Below are 24,857 nucleotides of genomic sequence, written 5' to 3'. Positions count from 1 at the left end.
ATTTGCGTCCATGGAAGAAAACAATCCCTGGACCATTCTGGAAAGCCGTAAGGTCTATGAAAATAACTGGATCGGATTAACAGAACACCAGGTGCTCAATCCATCAGGAGGCAAAGGAATATATGGCGAAGTACATTTTAAGAACTATGCCATAGGAATCCTTCCTTTAGATGAAGAATTGAACACCTGGCTTGTTGGCCAATATCGCTTTCCTATGAAAGCCTATAGCTGGGAAATTCCTGAAGGTGGAGGCCCACTGGATGCCGACCCCTTAGATAGCGCAAAACGTGAGCTGGCTGAAGAAACAGGCATCATTGCGACCGAGTGGGAGGAAATCCAGCGCATGCATTTATCGAACTCTGTGAGCGATGAGCTGGCCATCATCTATATTGCACGCGGACTGAGTATGGGTGAAGCAGAACCCGAAGAGACCGAGCAACTTCAGCTCCGAAAACTCCCTTTCAAAGCAGCCTATCAAATGGTTCTTAACGGTGAAATCACCGATAGCATGAGCGTCGCTGCCATCCTAAAAACCAATATCATACTTCAGGAAAACCAAATTTAAAGATACATCTAGCCCTCTATGAATAAATTCTTAGGATATATTTTCAGCCCGATATTTTATATACTATTTCTACTCAGTCTATTGGTGTTTCAACCCATACAATGGATCTGTTTCCATCTGTTTGGCTACAAAGCACATAAAGCATCAGTAGATGCGTTGAATTTCTGTCTCACCTATTGCGACCTTTTTATGGGCGCTTCGGTGACGTTTATCAACCACCAGGAGCTGCCAACTGATCGTCCAATTATTTTTATTGCGAATCACCAGAGTATGTATGACATCCCTGGTCTGATCTGGTTTTTAAGGAAACACCATGTCAAGTTTATCTCTAAGATTGAGCTAACCAAGGGCATCCCTTCGATCTCCTTTAACCTGAAGCATGGTGGTGGTGCTAATATCAACCGTAAAGACAGCAAACAAGCCGTTGGAGAAATCATTAAGCTGGGGCAGCGCATGAAGGAAAATAACTGGTCGGCCATGATCTTTCCAGAGGGCACACGTTCAAAGGATGGAAAGTTAAAACCCTTTCATGTCGGTGGTATTGCCACTTTGCTTAAAAAAGTACCCAATGCGCTGATTGTGCCTATTGCTATTGAAAATTCCTGGAAACTGGTACAATATGGAAGTTATCCATTAAGCTTTGGGGAAAAAATCCGATGGACGGTTTTGACACCGATTGATCCTGCTGGTAAAAATCCAGAGGAGGTGACTCAAGAAGCAGAAAAGGCCATTCGCCTAAAATTAGGCCAATAACCTTTCCTTATAATTTTAAATATTTTTATTGTCGATCCGCTTGAAAAATTCATCGCGATACGTATCTCCTATTGGGATTACCTTCCCGAAAATGGTGATCCTACTGCGTTCAATACTTTCAATTTTATCCAGAGAAATGATGTAAGATTTATGTACCCTGATGAACTGATTGTTAGGCAAGGTTTCTTCCATCTTCTTCATGTTTTGCAGTGTAATTACCCTTTCCGCCTTTGTATAGATGGAAATATAATCCTTTAAGCCCTCGATGTAAAGAATATCATCCAGCTGGATTTTCTGAATTTTATGCTCTGTTTTCACAAAGATAAAGTCCTGTACCGGATGCGCAGTTGGCGCTGCGGCCACAACTGGCGTTGCAACAACTGGTGCTGGAGGAATTTGCTCCAAGCTCTTCTGCTGCTGATTGTGCACCTTTTCAACGGCCTTATAGAACCTATCGAAGGCAATTGGTTTTAACAAGTAATCAGAAACATTGAGGTCATAACTTTCCAAAGCGTATTGAGAGTAAGCGGTAGTCAGGATATAATTAGATTTACCATTCGCAATTTTGAGGAACTGGATTCCTGTAAGCTCAGGCATTTGAATGTCAAGAAATACCAAATCGATCCCACCTGCCTGTACTAATTGTAAGGCCTCAATTGCATTTTCTGTTCTTTTTACCAATTCTAAGAATGGTACTTTTGACACATAATCTTCTATTATATCTAGCGCCAATGGTTCATCATCGACCGCAATACATCTTAATTTTGTCATAAATCTAGCATTAATTCACTCGTGTAATGGGTAGCCGAATTTACAATATTTAATTTATATCTGTCAGGATATAACAATTGTAACCTACGTTCTACATTGTTCAGGCCTACGCCTCCCACCTCATCTTTATTATGTTGGTTTTTCTTATTGGTGATACTGAAATGAAGGATCTTTTGATTGGCAATGATGTTGATTTTAATGGGATCTTTAGGGTCATTGGCGACACCATGCTTGAAGGCGTTCTCTACAAAAGAGATTAGAATAAGGGGGACAATCTGTTGATCATCAATCTCTCCATTGAGCTGAAATTGCACAGAAGCGCCATCCCTGAATCTCAGTTTCTGTAATTCTATATAACTGTGCAGGTATTCTATTTCTTTGCTTAGGGACACCCAACTATCATTACTTTCATAAATCATGTAGCGCATGATCTCGGAAAGTTTTAATATCGCATCTGCCGTTTTATCTGATTTCTGATAAGCCAGCGAATAAATGTTATTCAGGGAGTTGAATAGAAAATGTGGATTTAATTGTGACTTCAAGAATTGAAGTTCCATCTCTTTCTTCTCAGATTCCAGATCTCTTTGGATGCGTTCATTACCAAACCAGTCAATTCCGAATTTAAGCAAGGAGCTGACCACCACAAAGAAGCCAGAAGTAAAAATAGCACCCAATGCATATTTACCCAAGGCCATAAACTCCTTTTTACCATGATAGGTCATCATTAAAACAATATCCGCGTTTAAACTTGCGAGTACTGTTTTAATTGCACTCATCACTACAATGAGCAGTAAGATTGCGCCCATATAAAGGCCATACTTCCGTTGCTCTTTAACCAGTAAAGGAATCAACAGTGTATAATTGATATAAAAGATGGAGATATTGATTAATCCGGAATATCCATAATTAACGGCTACCGTATAGATGGTTTGAGGTTCTTTATTAAAAAGCACACCTAAAACGAGAAGGAACAAGATAAACGACCAAAAAATCAGGTGGACAATAAGAGGGCCTTTGTTTTTCATTGAAATATTTTTGTGATCTAAAGTATAAAGTCCGGTTCATTTCCTTCGTCCCGAATTTCCACAGGCCTTAACTTATAGGCCTAAAGTAAATTTTTCCAACTGTTTTAGGCATTGGCTTTCGACGAACGGGCATTTTTTTTCTACCAAATCGGGAAAAGGGGCAATCAATCACAAAACTAGCCTAAACAGGCGTTTATCTAGGATAATTTGTGCTTGGTCTAAAAGATTTTAGCAGCATTTTAAAAATTGTTCTATTTGTTTCATCAAAACGAAACGATTATGAAAACTGCATCTATAAATACAAACATCATGAAAAGATTAGCAAATGTATCACCGTTCTTATTGTTATTGGTACCTGTGTTCATGATGATGGTTTTGACTATTGCCACTAGCATCAGTCATGCACAAGATGAAGAAATTGCGACTAAAGCTAGTACTTCCGTAAAAGGAATTGCTCAAGTAAGCAGCATTTCTTTAAAATAAAGAATTTCCAAAGCTTTTCAAGGTGAGCTATGCCATAGCCCTTCTAGAGGAGAAAATATAGTTTTTAGTTTTAGTTAATAATTAGAGAATGGTGGTCTTGTACCGCCATTTCTATTTACAGGCCATTCCAAAGCTGCATCTCAGCGAGTCTTGGATTGAAATCCATAAACAGTCCCAAACTGCTTCCGTGTAATAATTTGGCGAAGATGCTACAAGCCATTCCCTTTTGCTGTAAATTCAGGTATTCATTGAAAAAGAACCAAATTAACTATATGAAAAAACTGACCTTAACCGCAATGGCCATCAGCCTGAGCATCTCCCTCTTTGCACAGGAAAAAGCAGATCAACCCACGCTTCAAAAGATTCGGCAGGAAGGCCTTGAAAATTCAAAAATCATGGACATTGCCTTTCAGATTACTGATGTGGCAGGACCAAGACTATCCAACTCACCTGGCTTAAAGCGCGCGCAAGACTGGGCAGTACAACAATTCACGTCTTGGGGGTTAAAAAATGTCCACCTGGAAGCCTGGGGAGAATTTGGAAGAGGCTGGCAAATCGATAAATATTATGCGGCCACCACCTTGCCTTATTACCATGCGATTATTGGTGCACCTAAAGCCTGGACACCGAGCACCAAAGGACCGATTAAGTCGGAAGTTATTTTGATCAAAGCGGATACGATTACTGACCTTGCTCCTTATAAAGGAAAACTAGCAGGCAAGATTGTGCTGTTTGATCAGGTCACTCTGCAACCATTAGCACCGTCCTACAAACCGGATGTAGTTCGCTATAGCGACTCCACCTTAAACAAAATGGCGGAAGCAGAAATACAACCTCAAGGGCAGCGTTCTCCGCGAGCCGGAGCCGCCAACAACATGATGGCCCAGATGATGAAAATGAGAGCCACACGAGCTGCTATGGCTAGTTTCATGAAAGATGAGCAAGTAGGCATGATCCTTTCTTATGCCAGAGGAAGCTATGGCACTTTCTTTACCAGTAATGGCGCTCCTTATGCGCTGAATGCAACACCTGTTTCGCCTGAACTGGAAATCTCCGCAGAAGATTACCTACACATATTACGCTTATTACGTGCCGGACAGAAAGTAGAAATGGAAGCGGATATCAGGACCTCATTTTACGATCAGGATCCACAAGGATATAACGTCATTGCAGAAATTCCAGGTACAGATAGAAAGCTAAAAGAAGAAGTAGTGATGATTGGTGGACACTATGATTCCTGGCATTCGGCAACTGGTGCTACTGATAATGCCGCTGGTGCCGCAGTGATGATGGAAGCCATGCGCATCTTAAAAACCATTGACTTCAAACCGAAACGCACCATCAGGATCGCACTATGGAGTTCTGAAGAACAAGGACTATTCGGATCCAGGGGATATGTAGCCAAACATTTTGGTGATCCCAAAACGATGGTACTTACAAAAGACCAGAAAAAGATCAGCGCTTATTATAACCTGGACAATGGAACCGGTGCTATCCGCGGAATTTATGCGCAGGGAAATACCGCAGCTGCCCCTATTTTTAAGGAATGGCTGAGTCCTTTCCAAGATCTGGGTGCAACCACAGTTACCCTTAGCAATACGGGAGGTACAGATCACCTTGCTTTTGATGCCCTAGGCATTCCAGGGTTCCAATTTATTCAGGACCCGATGGATTACAATACCCGAACTCATCACAGTAACCAGGACACCTTTGACCGCCTGGCTGAAGAAGATTTAAAAAGAGCAGCGACTATAGTCGCTACCTTTGTGGCCCATACTGCAGAGCGGAAAGACCAAATTCCAAGAAAAGAACTTCCTAAAGCACCGGAAGCTCCAAAAAAATAAATGCCTATAAACTACAAAGAAACCTCCATGATGGGGGTTTCTTTGTTTTACACGAAAAAAATACCTACAAACATTATGAAAACTAAAATATTAGTTTTAAGTTTATAATAAGGTTGTTAGATTAAAGTGTCTGTTGACGAGCAGACATGATCCTTCAACTCATTAAAACACCGGTAAAAAAACAAACACGATGGAGATTAAAGATTTAACAAAAGCAGAAGAACAGATTATGCAAATTCTGTGGCAGATTGAAAAGGGTTTCGTGAAAGAAGTAATGGACTTTTTGCCTGAGCCAAAGCCCGCCTATAACACCGTATCTACGATCATCCGGATTCTTGAGGTGAAAGGTTTTATTGGGCATGAGGCCTTCGGAAAATCACACCAATATTTTCCACTCATCAGTAGAGAGGACTACAAACGCCATGCAACAGAAAAGCTATTGGGAAACTACTTTGAAAATTCAGTGGAAAGCATGTTTTCTTTCTTTGTCAAAGAAGAGAAACTAGACTTAAGCGATGTGGACGAAATTCTTAAAATGATCAACAATATTAAAAACAGACCGAGATGAGTTGGGCACATTATATCCTGCAAGCCAATATCTATTTAGTGATATTCTTTGGCTTTTATAAACTGTTTCTAGCAAATGAGACTTACTTCAGCATGAACAGGGTTTACTTGATCCTGTCAGGGATCTTGTCACTAGCCATTCCTTTTTTACGAATTGAATGGTTCACTAAGCAACCTGTTGCCCAGCCTATTTATAGTGGGGTGGATCAGTTACAAGAATTGGTAACACAAGTGAGTGTCAGTCCAGATGCACCTGAAAGGTTCAGCACGGGGAATTTGCTGGTATTGGTTTATATCGCAGGTATAATGGTTTTTACCCTCCTATTTCTTTATAAATTGGCCACAGTATCGCGCTTATTAAAGCGTAAAACTACCGGAAATGCATTTTCTTTCTTAACTAAGAAAAGAATAGACCCTACGCTTCCGGATTTAGACACGATCAATCGACATGAGGAGATTCATATCCGCCAGCTACACAGTCTAGATATCTTGTTTTTTGAATTGCTGAGCATATTCACCTGGTTTAATCCCATCATTTATAGCTACAAATCCGCTATTAAAAACACCCATGAATACCTGGCAGATGAGGAAGCTGCCAAATTCCAGGGAGACAAAGAAGAATACGCGCTACTCTTGTTGAGCAAAGCATTCAAGATAGCACCGAATAATCTGACCAACACTTTTTTTAATAAATCACTGTTAAAAAAACGGATATTTATGTTACACAAACAACGGTCAACCAGAACGGCAATTTTGAAATATGGATTATTTCTCCCTCTTTTTGCCATCACACTGATGCTTTCTTCTGCGACCATACGCAGTAATGAAACCATCATTTCAGTCACCAAAGAGATTCCATTGAATGAGCCTCTGGCTGCTGTTGAAGAAGTGATTTCAATACCCTTAACGGCTAGTACGAACCTCAAAAAAACAACCATTGACCCAAAAGATCCGGCATGGCAAAAATTTTATAAGTTCTTCAGAATGAAGACACGTTATCCATACGAAGCACAAAAGGAAAATATTCAAGGGAACAACCTGATTAAATTTACCATAAAAGATGCTGAGATCAGCAACATCAGTATCCTAAATAAATTAGGTGCCATATGTGATGCTGAAGTGATGAGAGTACTGGTTTCCTATGAGGGCTATACTGCTGCTCAGGATGGTAATTACACCCTACCTGTACAATTCAGATTGGAAGGAAGTACCAGTCCTATAAAAAACTTAACATTAACTGCTGTTAAAGGCTATACCCGCTTAGCCCCTATTACCATCTACGGCTTTGGCACCGGTGGTGGCAAACAAGCAATGTCGCATCCGAGGAAAACAACTAACATGAGCAAAGTCGGCAACGACCCAAATGATACTAAAGTGTATGATTTTGTTTCCATTGATCAGCAGCCTAGCTTTCCTGGAAGCATGGAGGCTTTCTATCATTATTTAAGTTCAACGGTAAAATACCCTAAAGAAGCAGTGACCAATAACGTACAAGGTAAAGTTTTCCTTTCCTTTATCGTAGAAAAAGACGGTTCATTAGTTGACATTAAAGTGGAAAGAAAGCTTGGTAGTGGGACAGATGAGGAAGCGGTGAGAGTATTGAGAGAATCTCCAAAATGGATTCCGGGAATCCAGGACAACAAGGCAGTCCGAGTAAAGTACAATATTCCGATCAATTTCACACTATCGCCTCCTGCTCCAAAAACAGGCATGATAAAAGAAACCGATGTTAATGACCTTAGGTCGAATTTAGCGAAATTAGGTCTTGATTCTCAAAAACAACCCTTATTATATATTAACGGAAAAAGAAGTTATCAAAAACTAGCGGATCTCAATAAGAACAATATTGAGTCTCTGGTTATACTTAAAAACGATGCCTCCATTAAATTATATGGGCCAGAGGCTGTCAATGGTGTAATCCTGATCACCAACAAAAAAACTACAAAATTAGACTTCCAGACAAACACAGATTAATACCCGAGTATCCCCCCTTTTAAACACGAAAGCCCAGCTGTAATAGCCGGGCTTTCGTGTTAAATATCCTTGTCTCGTTATTTAAAGCTATTAAATAGATTCTTCAGATACAAATTTTGATGATAAAAAGTCTCTATTCATGCGTGCAATATTCTCTAAAGAAATTCCTTTAGGGCATTCCGCCTCACAAGCACCAGTATTGGTACAGTTACCGAAACCTTCTGCATCCATTTGTGCCACCATACTTTGCACCCTACGGTAACGTTCTGGCTGTCCCTGAGGTAATTGCGCCAACTGAGAGATCTTTGCAGAAACGAATAACATGGCAGAAGCATTTTTACAAGTTGCCACACAAGCACCACATCCGATACATGCTGCAGCTTCGAAAGCTGAATCCGCCTGTACTTTTGGAATCGGCAAGTTGTTTGCATCCTGTGCGTTCCCTGTATTCACTGAAATAAATCCACCGGCTGCGATAACGCGGTCAAATGCAGTACGATCTACCGTTAAATCTTTGATTACCGGAAAAGCCTTCGCTCTCCATGGTTCAACAACGATTGTATCTCCATCCTTAAATGAACGCATGTGCAACTGACAAGTTGTTACGCCTTCTTTTGGTCCGTGTGGACGGCCGTTGATGTACATCGAGCAGGCACCACAGATACCTTCTCTACAGTCGTGATCAAAAACAACTGGCTCATCACCTTTTGAAATCAATTCCTCGTTCAACACGTCAAACATTTCTAAGAAAGACATATCAGGAGAAATCTCTGACAACTTATAATCCACCAATTTACCATTGGTTTTGCTACTCTTCTGACGCCAGATTTTCAGCGTTAAATTCATATTTCCTGTACTCATGATATTGAGATTTTAGTACTTGCTATTTATAACTTCTTTGTGCAACCTTGATGTTTTCGAACTTCAATTCCTCTTTATGCAGGTTGAAAGTCACATCTCCTTTGTATTCCCATGCGGATACATAAGCATAGTTTTCATCATCACGGAGTGCTTCACCTTCTTCTGTCTGGTACTCTTCTCTGAAGTGACCACCACAAGATTCATTTCTGTTCAAGGCATCTATACACATCAACTCACCCAACTCGATAAAGTCGGCCACACGACCAGCTTTCTCTAATTCAGGATTGAATTCATTGGCTTCACCTGGAACACGTACATCTGACCAGAAGTCTTTACGTAACTGCTGAATCTCAGCAATTGCTTCCGTTAATCCTTTAGCATTACGGGCCATACCACATTTATCCCACATGATCTTTCCTAATTTTTTATGGAAATGATCTACAGATTTAGTCCCTTTAATTGCGAAAAACTTATCGACAATGCTTTTCACACTAGCCTCAGCTTCCACAAATGCAGGGTGATCCAATGGAATTGCTTTGGTCGCAATCTCTTTAGATAAGTAAGCACCAATAGTAAGCGGGATCACAAAGTAACCATCTGCAAGACCTTGCATCAATGCAGAAGCACCCAAACGGTTTGCACCATGATCTGAGAAATTAGCTTCACCCATAGCATACAATCCTGGTACTGTAGTCATCAAGTTGTAATCTACCCATAGTCCACCCATAGTATAGTGAACAGCAGGATAAATACGCATTGGCAACTCATAAGGATCCTCTCCGGTGATTTGCTTGTACATATCAAACAGGTTACCATATTTTTCCTTGATCACCTCACGGCCTAAGCGCATGCAAGTTTCTTTATCAGGATTATGGATATTGTGTTTATTAGCTTCAATACGACCGTAACGCTCTGTATTTGCTTTGAAATCCAGATACACGGCCAATTTAGATTTACCTACACCATAACCTGCATCACAACGTTCTTTTGCAGCACGGGAGGCCACATCACGAGGTACAAGGTTACCGAAAGCAGGGTATCTACGCTCTAAATAATAATCTCTTTCTTCTTCTGGAATATCAATTGGAGAACGATCATCACCTTTTTTCTTAGGCACCCAGATTCTTCCATCATTACGTAATGACTCAGACATCAGGGTTAATTTACTTTGATGATCTCCTGAAACAGGGATACAAGTAGGGTGAATTTGTGTGTAGCAAGGGTTACCGAAGAATGCACCTTTTTTGTGTGCTTTCCAGGCTGCTGTAACGTTACTACCCATTGCATTTGTAGAAAGGTAGAATACGTTACCGTAACCACCACTACCTAGCAATACGGCATGACCGAAATGGCGTTCCAGTTCACCGGTGATTAAGTTACGGGCAATGATACCGCGTGCTTTACCATCGATCACTACAACATCCATCATTTCATGGCGGGTAAACATTTCCACTTTACCCATACCAATTTGACGCTCTAAAGCGCTATATGCTCCTAAAAGCAATTGCTGACCGGTTTGACCTGCAGCATAAAATGTTCTTTGAACCTGTGTACCACCAAAAGAACGGTTGTCTAAAAGACCACCATACTCTCTTGCTAAAGGCACACCTTGTGCCACACACTGATCTATAATATTTGCACTCACTTCTGCTAAACGATAAACGTTAGCTTCACGAGCACGGTAATCACCACCTTTAATGGTATCATAGAATAGACGGTAAGTACTGTCACCATCATTCTGATAGTTTTTTGCAGCATTGATACCACCTTGAGCAGCGATAGAGTGTGCTCTTCTTGGTGAATCCTGGAAGCAGAAACACTTCACTTTATAACCCATTTCAGCTAGAGTTGCTGCTGCAGAAGCACCCGCCAACCCAGAACCTACTACAATAACTTCTATGCTTCTTTTATTTGCCGGGTTAACTAATGGCATTGAGGACTTTAATTTCGTCCATTTCTCCATTAAATCGCCTTCCGGTATATTTGCATTTAATTCAGCCATTTTATTTAAGCTTTATATAAGTTCAAAAATTATTTAATAAAACCTGCGTAAATAGCAACAGGCATAATCGCAAATAGGATTGAGATGATAATTGAATACCATACCCCAAATGCTTTTATTAGCGGCGTGTATTTTTTATGGTTCCAACCTAAAGTCTGGAATGCTGAAGCAAATCCATGTAATAAGTGATAACATAGAGAAGCCATTGCCAATACGTATAAGATTACCACCCAAGGAGTTTGAAATCTTGCTACCATTACTGCAAAAAGGTTCTCATGGTCATTTGCATCTACTGTAGGAATTCCTGTAAAACGAGAAACTACCCAGAAATCAGATAAATGCACGATCAGGAAGATTAAAAGGATGGTTCCTAATAAACCCATTGATCTGGAATACCATTTACTGTTTGCTGCACCATCAACTACCGCATACTTTACCGGGCGAGCTGCCTGGTTCTGAAAAACCAAACGTAGACCCTGGATAATGTGTGCCAATAATCCTGCCATCAACACCACTTCCATCGCTCTGATGAACCAGTTGGTGGCCATGAAATGTGCCCCTAGATTGAAAGTTAACCCACCGTCATTCACAAAGATCAAAGCATTGATAAAGCAGTGAACCGCGAGAAATGAAATAAGAAACAGGCCGGTGATACCCATTATTAGTTTTTTTCCTATAGACGAGGAAAAAGCGTTTCCGAAACTAGCCATTTGATTGTATTTTAGTTCTATTCATGCAAAAGTATTTAATAAAAGAATTAATTGGTTAAGGATTGTCATAAAAAAACGACAATCGGCCTATTTAGAAACATTCTAACCTTTATTAACTAAAAACCCGCCTCAACTCCCCGAAAGGCATCCTGCAAAGCAAAAAAAAAAACGGGAAGCAGTAAAAACTGCTTCCCGTTAAAATCATTTATTAAAACTTATTTCTTAAAAAGTGAAGGAATAATTTTGACCATCGGCACCTACACCAGTGATGGTAGTCATTCCATTTTTTGAAGTAGGCAATGCTGCTTCTACATCTTTCGCTGAGTTTACTGGCCTACCGTTTATCCCAGTAATTAACAATCCTTTTGGAATCTCCAATGAATCGAATACTTTTCCTGGCTCAATGGCAGTCACCACTACTCCTGATTTAGCCCCTAATTTTGCTTTCAGCTGTGCTGGCGCTGGGGCAAAAGTAGCACCCAATTTACCGATTGTTGCACCTGTGGCTTTACCTGAAGCTGCAGTTTTAGGTGTACTTACAGTACTTTCCCCTTTTAAGGTAACATTAACATCTTTCAACGCGCCTTCTCTTAAAATGGTTAAGTTTATTTTATCACCAGGGCTCATACGGCCAATTTTTTCCTGTAAATCAGGAGAGTCAAAAATTGGCTGACCTTCCACCTTTTTAATGATATCACCTTCTTTAATACCCGCAGCGGCACCACCGCCATTTGCAATTACATCTTTCACATAAAGACCATTAATGTCTTTAACTTTCAACTGTTCTGCAACATCTGCATCTAATGGAACGAAAGAGACACCTATATAACCGCGTTTCACCGTACCATATTTTCTAAAGTCTTCCAGGATCTTTTTAGCAAGGTTCACTGGAATTGCAAAACCATAACCTTCATTGGTACCAGTTTGCGAAGCAATAGCAGCATTAATACCAATTAACTCTCCATTCGCATTGACTAAAGCACCACCACTGTTTCCAGGATTAATTGCGGCATCAGTCTGAATGAACGACTCAATACTTGTATTGGCACGTGAAGGTGCCTTACCAGTTCTACGGTATTCTTCATACTCTTGTTCAGTTAGCTGGTTTTGTTGTCTGGAAAGAATCCCAATACTTCTTGCTTTCGCACTTACAATACCTGCAGTAACAGTCGTTTGAAGATCTAATGGGAAGCCTACTGCCAATACCCATTCACCAATCTGCACATTATCTGAGTTACCCATTTTCACCACCGGAAGGCCGGTTTCTTCCACTTTAATTAAGGCAAGGTCAGTATTTGGATCTGTACCAATTACCTTCGCCACTACTTTACGGCGATCGGAAAGAATCACCTCAATTTTATCCGCATTTTCCACCACATGGTTATTTGTTACAATATACCCGTCTGGTGTTAAAATCACACCTGAACCTGAAGCTGCTCTAGGCGCACGTGGCATACTACGGCCGCCTCGTCCAAAGAATTCTTCGAACATATCTACTGGTGAACCAGCTGATTGATCAGAACTTTTCCCACCATAAGTAGTTTTAATATGCACTACACCTGGTGATACTGCCGCCGCTGCCTGTACAAAATCCACCGCACCCGTCGAAGAAATTTTTGCAGGGTTATTTGCAAAAAGTACATTTTGTTGCTCAGTGAATGATCTACCATCCTGATTACGTTCTAATAATTTATAGCCACCTAGTGCAGCCGCACCACCAAATAATGCGGCCAATGCTATCAATCCTATTCTTTTCATTTGTCTCCTATTTTTTTGTATGTTTTTAATTCACTCCATTCCTTCTGATTCAACCAATCTTCTCAATTGGGGAAAAGTCAGAAGGCATTGTTTTTTTACCTGCTAAGAACTTTTCTTTTCATTGGTTTAGTCAAATTTAATACCAGATCAACGATATTTGCATTAGTAACAGGCGATTAAAACTGTTAAAAAATGTTAAAACAACAACTATAAACCGTTTATGAAAACCAAGTTCTTCAAGTACCAGGGCGCAGGAAATGACTTTATTTTAATTGACAACCGGGATTTATCTTTTCAATATAAGGATAATAATGCGGTTTTAGACCTGTGTAACAGGCGTTTTGGCATCGGAGCTGACGGATTAATGTTGCTTCAGACCCATGAAACACATGATTTTGAAATGTTATACTTCAATGCAGACGGAAAGTTGGGCAGCATGTGTGGAAATGGAGGAAGATGCATCGTTGCATTTGCCAAGTACCTGGGCATCATCGACATAGAGACTGAATTTTTGGCAGTAGACGGACCACATTATGCCAAAATTTCCGCTGAAGGCGATTGGGTCAACTTACAAATGATCGACATTGACAACATTGAAAAAGATGGAGATGCCTATGTTTTAAATACTGGCTCACCACACTATGTATTACAAGTGACTGGCTTAAAGGACAAGGATGTCTTCACAGAAGGAAAAGCGATCCGCAATAGCGACACTTATAAAGTAGCTGGAATCAATGTAAACTTTGTAGAAAATCAGGGAGACCATTTCTTTGTACGTACTTTCGAAAGAGGTGTAGAAGATGAAACTTATGCCTGCGGAACCGGAGTAACAGCTGTGGCCTTATCGATGGCGCAACATTTGAAACAAGAGGGACATATTGAAACCCCAATCAAGGTATTAGGAGGCGATTTACGCATCCAATTTGATTATGACGGTTCAAAATTCCGCAATATATTTCTATGTGGTCCGGCGGTACAGGTATTTACAGGGGAAGTTATGGTATAATTACTCCCCTTCTGCAAGGTGTGCGGCCACACCAATTTTAATTTCACCAAACGTATAGTCCCTACCCAGATGTTCCCTAATTGGATTCATCTGGAGGGTCTTTAAGTCCTGAATCGCTTTAAGAATTTTATCCAGTTTCTTTTTGCCGATAATATCTTTGGCTGAAACCTCATGTTTAGCTACGTAGAAAGCCAGGTGCCCTTCGATGGTACCGATCACCATTTTACGTTCAGAAGCAATTTCTGCAAGCGTTTTTCCAGCTTTCAACATTTCTAAAGAAACTTCTTTAGTATCGATTTTAGGTTCTTTCTCCACTTTTGGAGCAGCAGTTTTCGATTTTATAGCCTTTCCTTTTTTGGCGGTAAAGTCCAGCTTACCTGGAACTGCGAACACTTTGGCCATGGTGGCAGCTCTTTCCGCCTGACTCATTAATGCGGTAACGTCCTTTTTAGTAAACTCCGTCCCATTAATGGTAGAATTCAACATCCCGGTTGCTTTTCTTATTTTCTTATATTGGTCATAAAACAAAGCTTCCATTTCCAAAAGCTCGGTTAAATAGGCGGTCACCTGTTTATCCAGTTTCACCAACTCCATACGCTCAAAAATGCGTTTAGAAAAGCCCACAACAATCGGGTTGAAATAATTTTCTGCTGCGATAGTTCTTTCCAGCAAAGCCTTTCTACCTTCGGGTGTATCCACCGCATACATTCTTTGAATCTGTGAAAGAAATTTATTGGCATTCCCCTTCACCTCAGTCAGATCTTTCAACAACTGACCAGCCCATTTCACATGTTTTTGCTTGGCAGATTTATTAATATCCTTGGTATAAGAATGCACGTGTTCGTACACATAATTATCCAGTGGAGTCAAGTCAAAACACTGCAACAAATAAGACCTCAGGAAAGCATCGCTCTCTGTTACGATCTGTTGATCCAGGCTCAGTTGACTTTCTTTAGTTTTTGAAAAGAAGGATACATTTTGATCTTGTCGGATACCGGAGCCTGAAATCTTAGAAGTCAGGATCAATCCATCAAGTGAACGAAGTCGAGAAAGCGCTACATAGATTTGTCCGGGAGCAAAAGCACTACCAATATCAATAATCGCTTTATCAAAAGTTAAGCCTTGACTTTTATGTACTGTAATTGCCCAGGCCAGCTTCAAAGGGTACTGTGTAAATGTACCTGCCAGCTCCTCGGTAATCTCACCAGTTACCTTATCAGTGGAGTATTTTATATTTTTCCAGGTGTATTTTTCAAGGATAATCTTTTCATTTGTTCCCTCCGCCTGCACCTCAATCATATCCGTTCTTAGCTCAGTCACTATGGCAATCTTTCCATTGAAAAATCGCTGTTCGCCAGTAGGGTCGTTTTTAATAAACATTACCTGCGCTCCTCTTTTAAGCTCTAGAATATGCTCTGCAGGGTAGGCGTACTCAGAAAAATCATTCTCAATTTTGGCTGTATACAGGTAGGAAGAAGCTTTTAATTCTTCCAGCCTTTCCTTGTTCAGGGTATCCGCTTTGTTATTATGAGTGGTAAGGGTAATGTATTTATCATTTACTGTTGGTTTGAAATCAGCCTTATAATATTTATCCAAAAGGGCGACATCCTCAGCAGTCACTTCATTGTTGCGCAGGTTATTGAGCAGGTTGATGAACAACTGATCTGCCTGTCTGTATATTTTTTCCAGCTCGATATAAATCGGTGGATTGTTCTGAAGCGCCAGTGCATCAAAAAAATAAGCACTGTTATAAAACTGCCCCATCAGGTTCCATTCAGATGATTTCACTACTGGTGGCAGCTGATGTAAATCACCTATAAACAAGACTTGAACTCCTCCAAAACTTGCTGTGTTGTTCCTTCTGATGTAACGCAACACCATATCTATGGCATCCAGCAAGTCGGCGCGAAGCATACTCACCTCATCGATAATCAGCAGCTCCATATCGATCAGCACCTTCCTTTTGGAGGAAGTCATGTTTAAATGGCGGACAATAGATTTGGGGGTATTGTACTGCTGATTGTAATGATCGCCATCTGCAGCCGGAGCTTTAGGCAGATACGTACCAAAAGGAAGCTGGAATAAAGAATGAATGGTCACCCCCGCAGCATTGATCGCTGCAATACCTGTTGGTGCCGCGATGACTGCCTTTTTATGGGTCAGTTCAATCAGGTTACGCAAAAAGGTAGTTTTACCAGTGCCGGCCTTTCCTGTTAGAAAGATGTGTTTGGAAGTATAGTTTACAAATTTAGCGGCAAGCTCGGCGGGGTTTTGTTCAGACATATTAAAGGCATCAATTAAAAATAAACCATCTTCAAATTGGTGTCCTCAAAGATAAGAAGAATGCTGTTAATTAATAAAGATTAAAAAACAATCGTCATAAGAAATAATTGTAAATAAAAAATTACCAGATATCAATCAAGGTCCGGAACACTAATTTTTTCAATAAGCATGAACCGCACAAGTAAAAAAGCCGGATTTCTGATTAGGAATCCGGCTTTTCATTTATTTTTTTGTTTTGACCTGCTCCAGGAGCGCGGCCATTTCTTTAACCCTTTCCGGATATTTATCGGCCAGGTTATTTTTTTCGCCCAGGTCATCTGTCAGGTGATACAACTGTGCGGTTGGCAGGTTCCCGGTTTCAATACCAACATCCTGCATAAAAGTACCGCCATTACTTGGACTGATGTATTTCCAGCCATCTTTCAAAAGAGAAAGCGCCCCCCCTTGTTCTACGAAGACGGACCTTCCTTTTTGGGATTTCCCCATTAAAGCATCCAGTAAATTCTCACTGTCGGTGGCATCACCACCAGGTATCGGCTGTTGGATTAATTTTGAAAATGAGGCGATTAAATCCATCTGGCTTACCAATGCTGGAGACACTTTTGGTTTCAGCTGGCCTGGCCAGTTTACAATGAAAGGCACTCTGGTACCACCTTCCAGCGCACTATATTTTCCTCCGCGTAACACCCCGGCAGGTTGATGCCCATTTTGCCTGGTCACAGCTTCATCCTGATATCCATCGTCTAACACCGGACCGTTATCACTGGTAAACACGATCATGGTATTTTTATCGATACCCAGCAATTTCAGCTGTTTCATGATTTCGCCAATCGTCCAATCTAACTGCAGGATCGCATCACCTCGTAATCCCAGTCCACTTTTTCCTTTAAACCTGGTAGCTGGCATACGCGGCACATGTGGCTCAGTTAAGGCGTAATATAAAAAGAAAGGTTGTTTTTGATGTTTCTCAATAAAGCCCTGAGCAACATTCAAGAAAGTCGTGGAAACCTCTTCATCTACCCATCTGGCCATCTTACCACCGCTCATATAACCGATTCGACCGATGCCATTTACGATGGTCTGGTTGTGCCCCTGTCCTGGGGAACTCTGCATTTTAAGCAATTCCGGATGTTCTTTCCCAATTGGATCATTGCCAACCTTTTTTGCATAGTCTACTTCAATAGGATCATTGGCCTCTAAAGCCAGTACTTTATGATTTTCCAGAAATACTGTTGGTACCCGATCTGCAGTAGCAGGAAAGATGAAGGAATAGTCAAACCCCACTTCATTCGGTCCTGGTTTCACCTCTCCATTCCAGTCTTTAGCTACTGCATCTCCCAAACCCAAATGCCATTTCCCTACAATCCCGGTTTGGTATCCTGCTTTCTTAAAAAGGTTAGGGAGGGTCGTTTTATTGGTGGGTATAATCAGTGCAGCATCACCAGGTAAAATACCTGTTCCTTTTTTCCGCCATGGGTATTCGCCTGTCATGAATGCATAACGGGAAGGCGTACAGGTTGCGGAAGTGGCATGGCCATCGGTAAATCTAATCCCTGTTGCCGCCAGACGGTCTAAGTTTGGGGTGTTAATTTTTGTTGCGCCATAACAACTCAAGTCACCATAACCTAGGTCATCTGCACAAATATAAATGACATTGGGTAGATTTTTAGCAGATTTCTTAGCAGGCTGGCCAAAGGCGATACCTGCCAATGCCATAAAAAAAAGGGTTAATAGGTTCTTATTCATGTGTGTAGTTTAAGGAATGCCAAGATAAACAACAATATTACAAATCCATAAAGCCCTTTTAAAGCACAATTAAAAAGGGTTTAGCACACTTTTCATTATAATTCCTGAACATTTTTTACTCTTTAACATAATTTAACAAAATTCCTTGTTTACAAATACGTATCACTAAATATTTAGTTATAACTTAGGTTAATCCAAACAACCAAAAATGAAACTTAAACTACTCTTACTATTTTTAGTCTGCTATTGCCCTTTTTTAGTGTTCTCGCAAAGTAATTATGAAGTCAGAGGTGTAGTTACCGACACCGCTGCGACTTATAAAATGGTGAACACTACGATCACCGTTTTAAATGCAAAAGATTCAACACTCGTCAAATTTGCCCGCACAGGCAGTGATGGGGCTTTTAAACTTCTTCCTTCGAAAGCCGGAAAATTCATCCTTCTCGTGAGTTATCCTGGCTACGCAGATTATGTCGAAAACTTCAGTTTAGACTCTCTTAAAAAGATGCATGATTTTGGCAAGTTAAATTTGGTACTTAAATCAACGCTCCTACAGGATGTGATCATCAAAGGAAATGTCAATGCCATCAAGATGAAAGGCGATACAACCGAATTTAATGCCGCAGCCTATGTCATTCAACCCAATGCAAAAGTTGAAGACTTGCTGAAGCAACTTCCAGGCATCACCATTGATAAAGATGGGAAGATTACCGCCCAAGGACAGGCCGTAAATAAAGTTCTGGTAGATGGAGAGGAGTTTTTCGGCGATGACCCTACCTTGGTTACCAAGAACCTACGTGGCGATATGGTAGATAAAGTACAGTTGTTCGATAAAACTAGTGATCAGGCTGCATTTACTGGTATTGACGATGGCCAAAAAGCTAAAACCATTAATATTAAACTTAAAGAAGACAAGAAACAGGGGTATTTCGGAAAAGTAGATGCCGGAGGTGGTACAGAAGATTTCTATTCCGGACAAGCGATGGTCAATGCATTCAAAGGCAAGAAGAAAGTTGCCGCTTATGGAACCATTGGAAACAACGGAAAAACTGGCTTATCCTGGAGCGACAATAACAAATTCGGGACCAGCAACTTCCAAATGAGCGATGATGGGATGTACATGTTCTCTTCAGGCGGCGGCGACGATGGTCTGGACTCCTATAATGGTCAATACAATGGCGAAGGTTTACCCAAAACGCTAAGCGGAGGAGGCCATTTCTCCAATAAATGGAACAAAGACAAAGAAAATATCAATACAAATTATAAAGTTGGCGCGATTGACGTAACTAGTAACAGCAGTACAAAGACGCAAAACAACTTGCCTGAAGGATCAGAAACTTCATTAATTAGGAGCAATGCGGCTGAACGCTCTACGAAGCACCTGTTCCGACAAAAATTAGACGCTACCTATACCATCAGTCTGGACTCCAATGCGACTATTAAAGTGGGTGTTGACGGATTATTAAAGAACAACAATTCAGATACACAAGGTAGCGGTAACAGTAAGCGTGCCGATAGCACGGCCATCAACAACAGCTTGAGTCACTCTGACAATAAGGGAGACCAAAGAGACCTAAATGCAAATGTACTTTATACACAAAAACTCAAGAAAAAAGGCCGTACGTTTTCATTAAACCTAAGACAGAGCAACACCGAAAAGAACAACAAAGGCAATGTTTATTCCTTAAATCAGTTTTTTGACATCAATGGTGAATTCACAAGAGAACAGGTGTTGGATCAATACAAAACCAGCCACAACGACATGGCCGCATTCAGCTCGAATGCTACTTATACGGAGCCAATTACTAAAACCTGGTCAGTAGTTCTTAACTACGGACTGAATATCAGTCAAGGGACTTCTGTAAGGAAATCGTACAACAAAAATGCGGCTGGACAGTACACCGACCTGGATATGGAATTCAGTAATGATTTCAAACTAAACCAAATTTCCAATCAGGGAGGGGCGGTCTTCAATTTTAAGAAAGACAAGACCACCATAAATTTCGGCACAAAGATATCTGATGTAAATTTCAAACAAAAAGATGGTTTGACTCAAGAGCGTTTTGACAGGAAATTCACTAACTGGAATCCTTCACTGAGTTACAAATATGCTTTCTCACAGATGAAATCACTTCGATTTGATTATTATGGAAATACTACACAGCCAAGCATCAATCAACTACAACCGGTAAAGGTAAACAATGATCCATTAAATATTTATGATGGAAACCCTGATTTAAGACCTTCGTATAACAGTCGGATTAATGCCAATTTTGGTTCTTATAAGGTGATGAGCGGCGAATCAATCTGGTTCAACGTTTACACCAGTTTTACCTCTAATGCGATTGCCAATCAAACCACGATCGATAACGAGGGTAAGAGTACCCATAAGCCGATCAATATTGATGGAAAAACACCAACAAATTTTGGTACTTATATTAATTACTACAGGAAGATTAAGGGCTTAGATATCGAAGCGGGCTTTAATGGAGGTTTAAACGGCGGTACCAGTTACAGTATGGTTAACCAAGATTTCAATACCACTAATAACATGAATTACAATGGTAGCATCAGTATTTCTAAACGCAAAGAGAAAAAATATGATGCTTACATTTCCGCGGGACCAACTTACACCATTAGCAATTCTTCTTTACAGAAAGAATTTAATGACAATGGATGGTCAGCCAATGGAAATGCTAATTTCACCGTTTACCTTCCTGGAAAAATTGAACTCGGCTCCGATGCGCAGTACGAATACAGAGCAAAAACAAAATCCTTTAATCAGTCATTTGAGCGTTTCATCTGGAATGCGAACATCAGCAAAAAATTCTTCAAAGCACAAGATTTAAAGCTATCGCTTGCTGCCAATGACTTATTAAATCAAAATACTGGTTTTGACAGAAGTGCCAGCAGCAATTTAATTACCCAAAGAAGATACAATACTATTGGAAGATACTTCATGGCATCACTGACCTGGGATTTCAATAAAATGGGCGGAGGAGCACCAAAACAATAACCACGTGAAATCATGCTAAGCGATTACTCAGCGCAATGATAACACTTAGCCTGATTTCATTAAAAAAACAAATATTATACTGATGAAAAAGACACTAATTACCCTTACTATATTACTTGGCTATCTGGGCAGCCGTGCACAGAATGCACGCTTCACCACTGACGGTGTGATTGAATTTGAAAGAAAGATGAACATGTATGCGACCCTAAAAAAACGCATCAATAAAGACAATGAAGCTTATATGCAACCTGCTTTTGATGCCTACAAGAAAAACCAACCGCAATTCAAAATCTTGAAAAGCACCCTGGTTTTTTCAAAGGATAAATCTTTATACACCCCAATAGAAGACACTCAAAAAGACGGGAATGGATTTTTTGGTAGTGATCCAAATGCCATGCAGATTAACACCATTTTTGGTGATTTCGCTACCGGTAGTGCCATTACACAGAAGAAGGTGTTTGAAGAAATATTCCTGGTGAAAGACAGCTTAAGAAAAATCAATTGGAAGCTCACTTCTGAGACGCGGGAAATTGCTGGATTTGAATGTAGAAGAGCCAATGCAGTGATGATGGACTCTATTTATGTGGTGGCATTTTATACGGATAAAATCCCTGTTTCCGGAGGTCCGGAATCTTTCAATGGCTTACCGGGGATGATTCTGGGCGTCGCTTTACCACATGAAAACATCAGTTGGTTTGCGACCGCAGTAAAAGACAGGCCAGTCACCGCAGCAGAATTAAAAGCTCCAGTGAAAGGCAAGGCAGTAAATAATAAAGGATTAAATGACACCCTAAAGGGGGTGGTAAAAGATTGGGGTACTTATGCTCAAACCATAATGAAGGCTCTCACGATCTAATTGACAAGTAATTTATAACCTTTTCCATGCACGTTGAGGATTTCTACCTTAGGGTCTTCCCTAAGGTACTTCCTTAACTTACTTAGGAATACATCCATACTCCGACCGTTAAAATAATTGTCGTCATGCCAGATGCTCAACAAGGCTTCTTCCCTGGTCAAAACCGCATTTTTCTTCAAACAAAGTAATTGTAGTAACTCCGCTTCTTTGGTACTTAGCTTTTGTTGCTGTCCTTTATAATGAATCAGCTGGGTGGTATAATCAAAGGTATAATCTCCAATCTGGAATTGCGTTTCTACTGGCGCCACATCAGCAGCCTCTTTAATCGTCACTCGTTTTAAAAGTGCATTAATACGTAGCAATAATTCTTCTATACGGAAAGGTTTGGTGATGTAATCGTCTCCACCCAGATCATATGCCGATGCTTTATCTTCCATCATGGCCTTTGCGGTAGCAAAAATAATAGGCACCTGCTGGTTGATCTTTCTGATCTCTTTTCCCAGCGTGAACCCATCCTTTTTAGGCATCATGACATCCAAAATACAAAGGTCAAATTCTTGTTTTGAAAAAGCCTTCAGGCCTTCTTCTCCATCCACACAGAGCACCACCTCAAATTTTCCTTTCAATTGCAGGTAATCTTGCAAAAGCAACCCCAAATTCGGATCATCTTCTACCAATAGAATTTTTTTCATTAGTTACGGTTTAGGGGTAAGATTATTTCAAATACAGTACCTTTGTCTTTTTCACTATGCACCTTGACGTGCCCTCCCATTTGTTCGATGATGTCCTGGACATAATTCAAGCCCAGGCCAAATCCTTTCACATCATGTAAATTTCCGGTAGGCACCCTATAGAATTGATCAAAAATACGTTTTGTTTCTTCTTTTGTCATGCCAATCCCCGCGTCACTGACTTCAATAATCAGGTGCTTTTGGGTATTTCGTGTAGCAATCGTAATTATCGGTGTTCCGATACTATATTTATTCGCGTTATCAATCAGGTTATAAATAACATTGGAAAGGTGTAGTTCATCAGCAAAGATTAAAGGCTGCTTGGCATCAAGATTCAACCGCAGGTCTGTTCCTTTCTTTTGCAGCTGTAAATCCATACTGTCTACCACTACGAGGATCAGTTCATTTACATTCACTTCTGTTTCTTCGAGCTTTAATTCTTTCTTCTCCAGACGGGCAATACTCAATACCCTTTCGATATGATTTCCCAATCTCACGTTCTCATCATAGATGATCCCTGCCAATCTTTTCACCCTGTTCTTGTCTTCTGTAATCTCCGGATCTTTTAGTGCCTCACTGGCAATCATAATGGTCGCTACAGGAGTTTTAAACTCATGGGTCATGTTGTTGATGAAATCCGTTTTCATCTCTGAGATTTTCTTTTGCTTTAAAATGGTATAGATGGTATAAGAGAAAATGAAAACAAGTACGAGTAATAAAGCAGCCGAGGAAGCCATGGTCGCGCTCAGGTTATTAAAGATTAAAGAGTTTTCTTTTGGGAAGGTGACAAATAACATCCCCGGATCTCTAAAGATGTCATCACTAAACAGCGTTACCTTATGCAGATTTGCCGGAGTCGGCACTGCACTTCCCTGAGAAACTTTACGGTAGACAACAGAATCTTTACTGGCCAGTTTCACCCAGAAATCGTAATCGAGTTTGATGTTCCTATTTAGGAGTTCCGTTCGGATCAAGGTATCCAGCACATCTCTAGGTACCCGCTCCGCTATTGGCACATTTTCCTGACGCATTTCCTTAGCTACGTCTTCGAGGTAGTTCAAGCTATTGGCTTTAATGATCACCGTGTCTTTTAAAAGATCTTTAAAGGCTCTTTTAAATTTCTGATTTTCGATCTCATCTTCGCTTTTAAACTTAGCGACCATATCCGGAGAAATCCTAGGCAATGTAATTAACAGCGGTTTTTTGCTAAATGGATTAAAGGCCAGGTAGCGGATGCTATCTGGAAGCTTATCGGTTGATACTTTAAAAGTTTGTGCTTTTTCTGGGATATAGACCTGATTAACATTGGCAGTAACGACGTTTCCGGACTTATCTACGCCAAAATTCATATCTACCTGCAGGGGCGATTTTTTATCGTCATCCAGGCTGGACATCGAGGCGTATTCCTTTTCAGTGACGATCATCGGCCTGAGGTAAGTAACTCGAATCACACTGTCCTGCATATTCAGATCAGCAATAATTTTCTTCTGTTGCTCCAGTTTCCGGCGTTCTTCCTTTGCCTTATGTTGTTCCTTAAATTCAACCAGGATCTGCGCTTTATCTCTCAGTTCTGCTTCTCGTTCTTCTTTCAGCTGACCTTCCTTCTTATACAAATGAGTAGCAGCGTAACGCTTCTGCACCTTGTTCACCACGGCATTTAAGGCCTGGCTCACGTCCTGTTCAAAAAGTTGAGATTTTAAAGCATAAGCCTCCCTAATGTAATACAACTGCATTACAAAGACCCCTAACAAAGCGACGGTCATTAGAGCGGTGATCAACCAAAGGCTTCTTTTCTTCATTCTATAACATCCAAAAATAGATAAGGTCTGGCAAAAACCTGCTTATTTAACACTTTTTAACACGCTGATTGCCCTTAAATTACCCGGATTAAACTAATCCTACTCCT

19 protein-coding genes are annotated in these 24,857 nt (G+C 40.5%); 9 read left to right on the top strand and 10 right to left on the bottom strand.

Features of this window, described 5'->3' with window-relative positions:
- Window positions 1-10: 10 nt before the first annotated feature.
- Window positions 11-565 carry an NUDIX domain-containing protein gene (locus GM920_RS19305; RefSeq protein ID WP_182960549.1) on the top strand — a complete coding sequence of 185 codons (555 nt, stop codon included), beginning with the start codon at window positions 11-13 and terminating at the stop codon, window positions 563-565.
- 18 nt (window positions 566-583) lie between these two features.
- Window positions 584-1,318 carry a lysophospholipid acyltransferase family protein gene (locus tag GM920_RS19300; protein WP_182960547.1) on the top strand — a complete coding sequence of 245 codons (735 nt, stop codon included), beginning with the start codon at window positions 584-586 and terminating at the stop codon, window positions 1,316-1,318.
- Between the two features lie 15 nt (window positions 1,319-1,333).
- Here GM920_RS19300 and GM920_RS19295 read toward each other — a convergent pair whose 3' ends face one another.
- Window positions 1,334-2,089: a LytR/AlgR family response regulator transcription factor gene (locus tag GM920_RS19295; RefSeq protein WP_182960545.1), complete on the bottom strand. Its 756-nt coding sequence runs from the start codon at window positions 2,087-2,089 to the stop codon at window positions 1,334-1,336.
- Window positions 2,086-3,114, bottom strand: a complete 1,029-nt coding sequence (locus GM920_RS19290) for a sensor histidine kinase (RefSeq protein WP_182960543.1) — start codon at window positions 3,112-3,114, stop codon at window positions 2,086-2,088. The genes GM920_RS19295 and GM920_RS19290 overlap by 4 nt, the downstream gene beginning before the upstream one ends.
- Window positions 3,115-3,423: 309 nt before the next feature.
- Here GM920_RS19290 and GM920_RS19285 point away from each other — a divergent pair, with 309 nt between their 5' ends.
- From GM920_RS19285 to GM920_RS19270, 4 genes are all read left to right on the top strand, one after another.
- Window positions 3,424-3,597 (top strand): hypothetical protein, encoded by a 174-nt coding sequence (locus GM920_RS19285; RefSeq protein ID WP_182960541.1) that lies wholly within the window; start codon window positions 3,424-3,426, stop codon window positions 3,595-3,597.
- A gap of 272 nt (window positions 3,598-3,869) precedes the next feature.
- On the top strand, window positions 3,870-5,441 hold the full coding sequence (locus GM920_RS19280) for a M28 family metallopeptidase (RefSeq protein WP_182960539.1): 1,572 nt from the start codon (window positions 3,870-3,872) through the stop codon (window positions 5,439-5,441).
- Window positions 5,442-5,631: 190 nt separating this feature from the next.
- Complete coding sequence (locus GM920_RS19275; protein ID WP_182960537.1) at window positions 5,632-6,009, top strand: BlaI/MecI/CopY family transcriptional regulator; 378 nt, start codon at window positions 5,632-5,634, stop codon at window positions 6,007-6,009.
- Window positions 6,006-7,982, top strand: coding sequence for a M56 family metallopeptidase (locus GM920_RS19270; protein ID WP_182960535.1), 1,977 nt, complete (start codon window positions 6,006-6,008; stop codon window positions 7,980-7,982). Before GM920_RS19275 ends, GM920_RS19270 begins: the two co-directional genes overlap by 4 nt.
- 90 nt (window positions 7,983-8,072) lie before the next feature.
- Here the strand turns inward: GM920_RS19270 and GM920_RS19265 are convergent, their stop codons facing one another.
- The 4 genes from GM920_RS19265 to GM920_RS19250 form a co-directional block, all read right to left on the bottom strand.
- On the bottom strand, window positions 8,073-8,843 hold the full coding sequence (locus GM920_RS19265; protein WP_182960533.1) for a succinate dehydrogenase/fumarate reductase iron-sulfur subunit: 771 nt from the start codon (window positions 8,841-8,843) through the stop codon (window positions 8,073-8,075).
- A gap of 22 nt (window positions 8,844-8,865) precedes the next feature.
- On the bottom strand, window positions 8,866-10,845 hold the full coding sequence (locus tag GM920_RS19260) for a fumarate reductase/succinate dehydrogenase flavoprotein subunit (RefSeq protein ID WP_182960531.1): 1,980 nt from the start codon (window positions 10,843-10,845) through the stop codon (window positions 8,866-8,868).
- Between the two features lie 29 nt (window positions 10,846-10,874).
- Entirely contained in the window at window positions 10,875-11,555 is a 681-nt protein-coding gene (locus tag GM920_RS19255) for a succinate dehydrogenase cytochrome b subunit (protein WP_182960529.1), read from the bottom strand.
- Between the two features lie 222 nt (window positions 11,556-11,777).
- Window positions 11,778-13,313, bottom strand: coding sequence for a trypsin-like peptidase domain-containing protein (locus GM920_RS19250; protein WP_182960527.1), 1,536 nt, complete (start codon window positions 13,311-13,313; stop codon window positions 11,778-11,780).
- 220 nt (window positions 13,314-13,533) lie between these two features.
- Here GM920_RS19250 and dapF point away from each other — a divergent pair, with 220 nt between their 5' ends.
- Window positions 13,534-14,319 (top strand): diaminopimelate epimerase, encoded by a 786-nt coding sequence (gene dapF / locus GM920_RS19245; RefSeq protein WP_182960525.1) that lies wholly within the window; start codon window positions 13,534-13,536, stop codon window positions 14,317-14,319.
- Here the strand turns inward: dapF and GM920_RS19240 are convergent, their stop codons facing one another.
- Window positions 14,320-16,602 carry a helix-turn-helix domain-containing protein gene (locus GM920_RS19240; protein WP_182960523.1) on the bottom strand — a complete coding sequence of 761 codons (2,283 nt, stop codon included), beginning with the start codon at window positions 16,600-16,602 and terminating at the stop codon, window positions 14,320-14,322. It lies immediately after the preceding gene.
- Between the two features lie 222 nt (window positions 16,603-16,824).
- Window positions 16,825-18,348 (bottom strand): sulfatase family protein, encoded by a 1,524-nt coding sequence (locus tag GM920_RS19235; RefSeq protein ID WP_182960521.1) that lies wholly within the window; start codon window positions 18,346-18,348, stop codon window positions 16,825-16,827.
- Window positions 18,349-18,556: 208 nt separating this feature from the next.
- Here GM920_RS19235 and GM920_RS19230 point away from each other — a divergent pair, with 208 nt between their 5' ends.
- Window positions 18,557-21,364, top strand: a complete 2,808-nt coding sequence (locus GM920_RS19230) for an outer membrane beta-barrel family protein (protein ID WP_182960520.1) — start codon at window positions 18,557-18,559, stop codon at window positions 21,362-21,364.
- An 82-nt stretch (window positions 21,365-21,446) separates the two neighbouring features.
- Window positions 21,447-22,220, top strand: a complete 774-nt coding sequence (locus tag GM920_RS19225) for a GLPGLI family protein (protein WP_182960518.1) — start codon at window positions 21,447-21,449, stop codon at window positions 22,218-22,220.
- On the opposite strand, the gene GM920_RS19220 is transcribed toward GM920_RS19225, so the two are convergent.
- Together GM920_RS19220 and GM920_RS19215 are read right to left on the bottom strand one after the other, a co-directional pair.
- Complete coding sequence (locus tag GM920_RS19220; RefSeq protein ID WP_182960516.1) at window positions 22,217-22,912, bottom strand: response regulator transcription factor; 696 nt, start codon at window positions 22,910-22,912, stop codon at window positions 22,217-22,219. The two genes, GM920_RS19225 and GM920_RS19220, sit on opposite strands and share 4 nt — an antisense overlap.
- On the bottom strand, window positions 22,912-24,750 hold the full coding sequence (locus GM920_RS19215) for an ATP-binding protein (RefSeq protein WP_182960514.1): 1,839 nt from the start codon (window positions 24,748-24,750) through the stop codon (window positions 22,912-22,914). The genes GM920_RS19220 and GM920_RS19215 overlap by 1 nt, the downstream gene beginning before the upstream one ends.
- Window positions 24,751-24,857 lie beyond the last annotated feature (107 nt).

The sequence above is a fragment of the Pedobacter gandavensis genome (assembly GCF_014172405.1).
Classification (GTDB): domain Bacteria; phylum Bacteroidota; class Bacteroidia; order Sphingobacteriales; family Sphingobacteriaceae; genus Pedobacter; species Pedobacter gandavensis.
This window is presented reverse-complemented; position numbering and strand designations above follow the sequence as displayed.

Bases quoted from the DNA above. Each gene is read 5' to 3' on its own strand.
- GM920_RS19305 (WP_182960549.1), top strand. From the start codon at position 11: ATGGAAGAAAACAATCCCTGGACCATTCTGGAAAGCCGTAAGGTCTAT.
- GM920_RS19240 (WP_182960523.1), bottom strand. From the start codon at position 16,602: ATGTCTGAACAAAACCCCGCCGAGCTTGCCGCTAAATTTGTAAACTAT.
- GM920_RS19280 (WP_182960539.1), top strand. From the start codon at position 3,870: ATGAAAAAACTGACCTTAACCGCAATGGCCATCAGCCTGAGCATCTCC.
- GM920_RS19215 (WP_182960514.1), bottom strand. From the start codon at position 24,750: ATGAAGAAAAGAAGCCTTTGGTTGATCACCGCTCTAATGACCGTCGCT.
- GM920_RS19300 (WP_182960547.1), top strand. From the start codon at position 584: ATGAATAAATTCTTAGGATATATTTTCAGCCCGATATTTTATATACTA.
- dapF (WP_182960525.1), top strand. From the start codon at position 13,534: ATGAAAACCAAGTTCTTCAAGTACCAGGGCGCAGGAAATGACTTTATT.
- GM920_RS19290 (WP_182960543.1), bottom strand. From the start codon at position 3,114: ATGAAAAACAAAGGCCCTCTTATTGTCCACCTGATTTTTTGGTCGTTT.
- GM920_RS19270 (WP_182960535.1), top strand. From the start codon at position 6,006: ATGAGTTGGGCACATTATATCCTGCAAGCCAATATCTATTTAGTGATA.
- GM920_RS19235 (WP_182960521.1), bottom strand. From the start codon at position 18,348: ATGAATAAGAACCTATTAACCCTTTTTTTTATGGCATTGGCAGGTATC.
- GM920_RS19275 (WP_182960537.1), top strand. From the start codon at position 5,632: ATGGAGATTAAAGATTTAACAAAAGCAGAAGAACAGATTATGCAAATT.
- GM920_RS19230 (WP_182960520.1), top strand. From the start codon at position 18,557: ATGAAACTTAAACTACTCTTACTATTTTTAGTCTGCTATTGCCCTTTT.
- GM920_RS19265 (WP_182960533.1), bottom strand. From the start codon at position 8,843: ATGAGTACAGGAAATATGAATTTAACGCTGAAAATCTGGCGTCAGAAG.
- GM920_RS19295 (WP_182960545.1), bottom strand. From the start codon at position 2,089: ATGACAAAATTAAGATGTATTGCGGTCGATGATGAACCATTGGCGCTA.
- GM920_RS19220 (WP_182960516.1), bottom strand. From the start codon at position 22,912: ATGAAAAAAATTCTATTGGTAGAAGATGATCCGAATTTGGGGTTGCTT.
- GM920_RS19225 (WP_182960518.1), top strand. From the start codon at position 21,447: ATGAAAAAGACACTAATTACCCTTACTATATTACTTGGCTATCTGGGC.
- GM920_RS19255 (WP_182960529.1), bottom strand. From the start codon at position 11,555: ATGGCTAGTTTCGGAAACGCTTTTTCCTCGTCTATAGGAAAAAAACTA.
- GM920_RS19260 (WP_182960531.1), bottom strand. From the start codon at position 10,845: ATGGCTGAATTAAATGCAAATATACCGGAAGGCGATTTAATGGAGAAA.
- GM920_RS19285 (WP_182960541.1), top strand. From the start codon at position 3,424: ATGAAAAGATTAGCAAATGTATCACCGTTCTTATTGTTATTGGTACCT.
- GM920_RS19250 (WP_182960527.1), bottom strand. From the start codon at position 13,313: ATGAAAAGAATAGGATTGATAGCATTGGCCGCATTATTTGGTGGTGCG.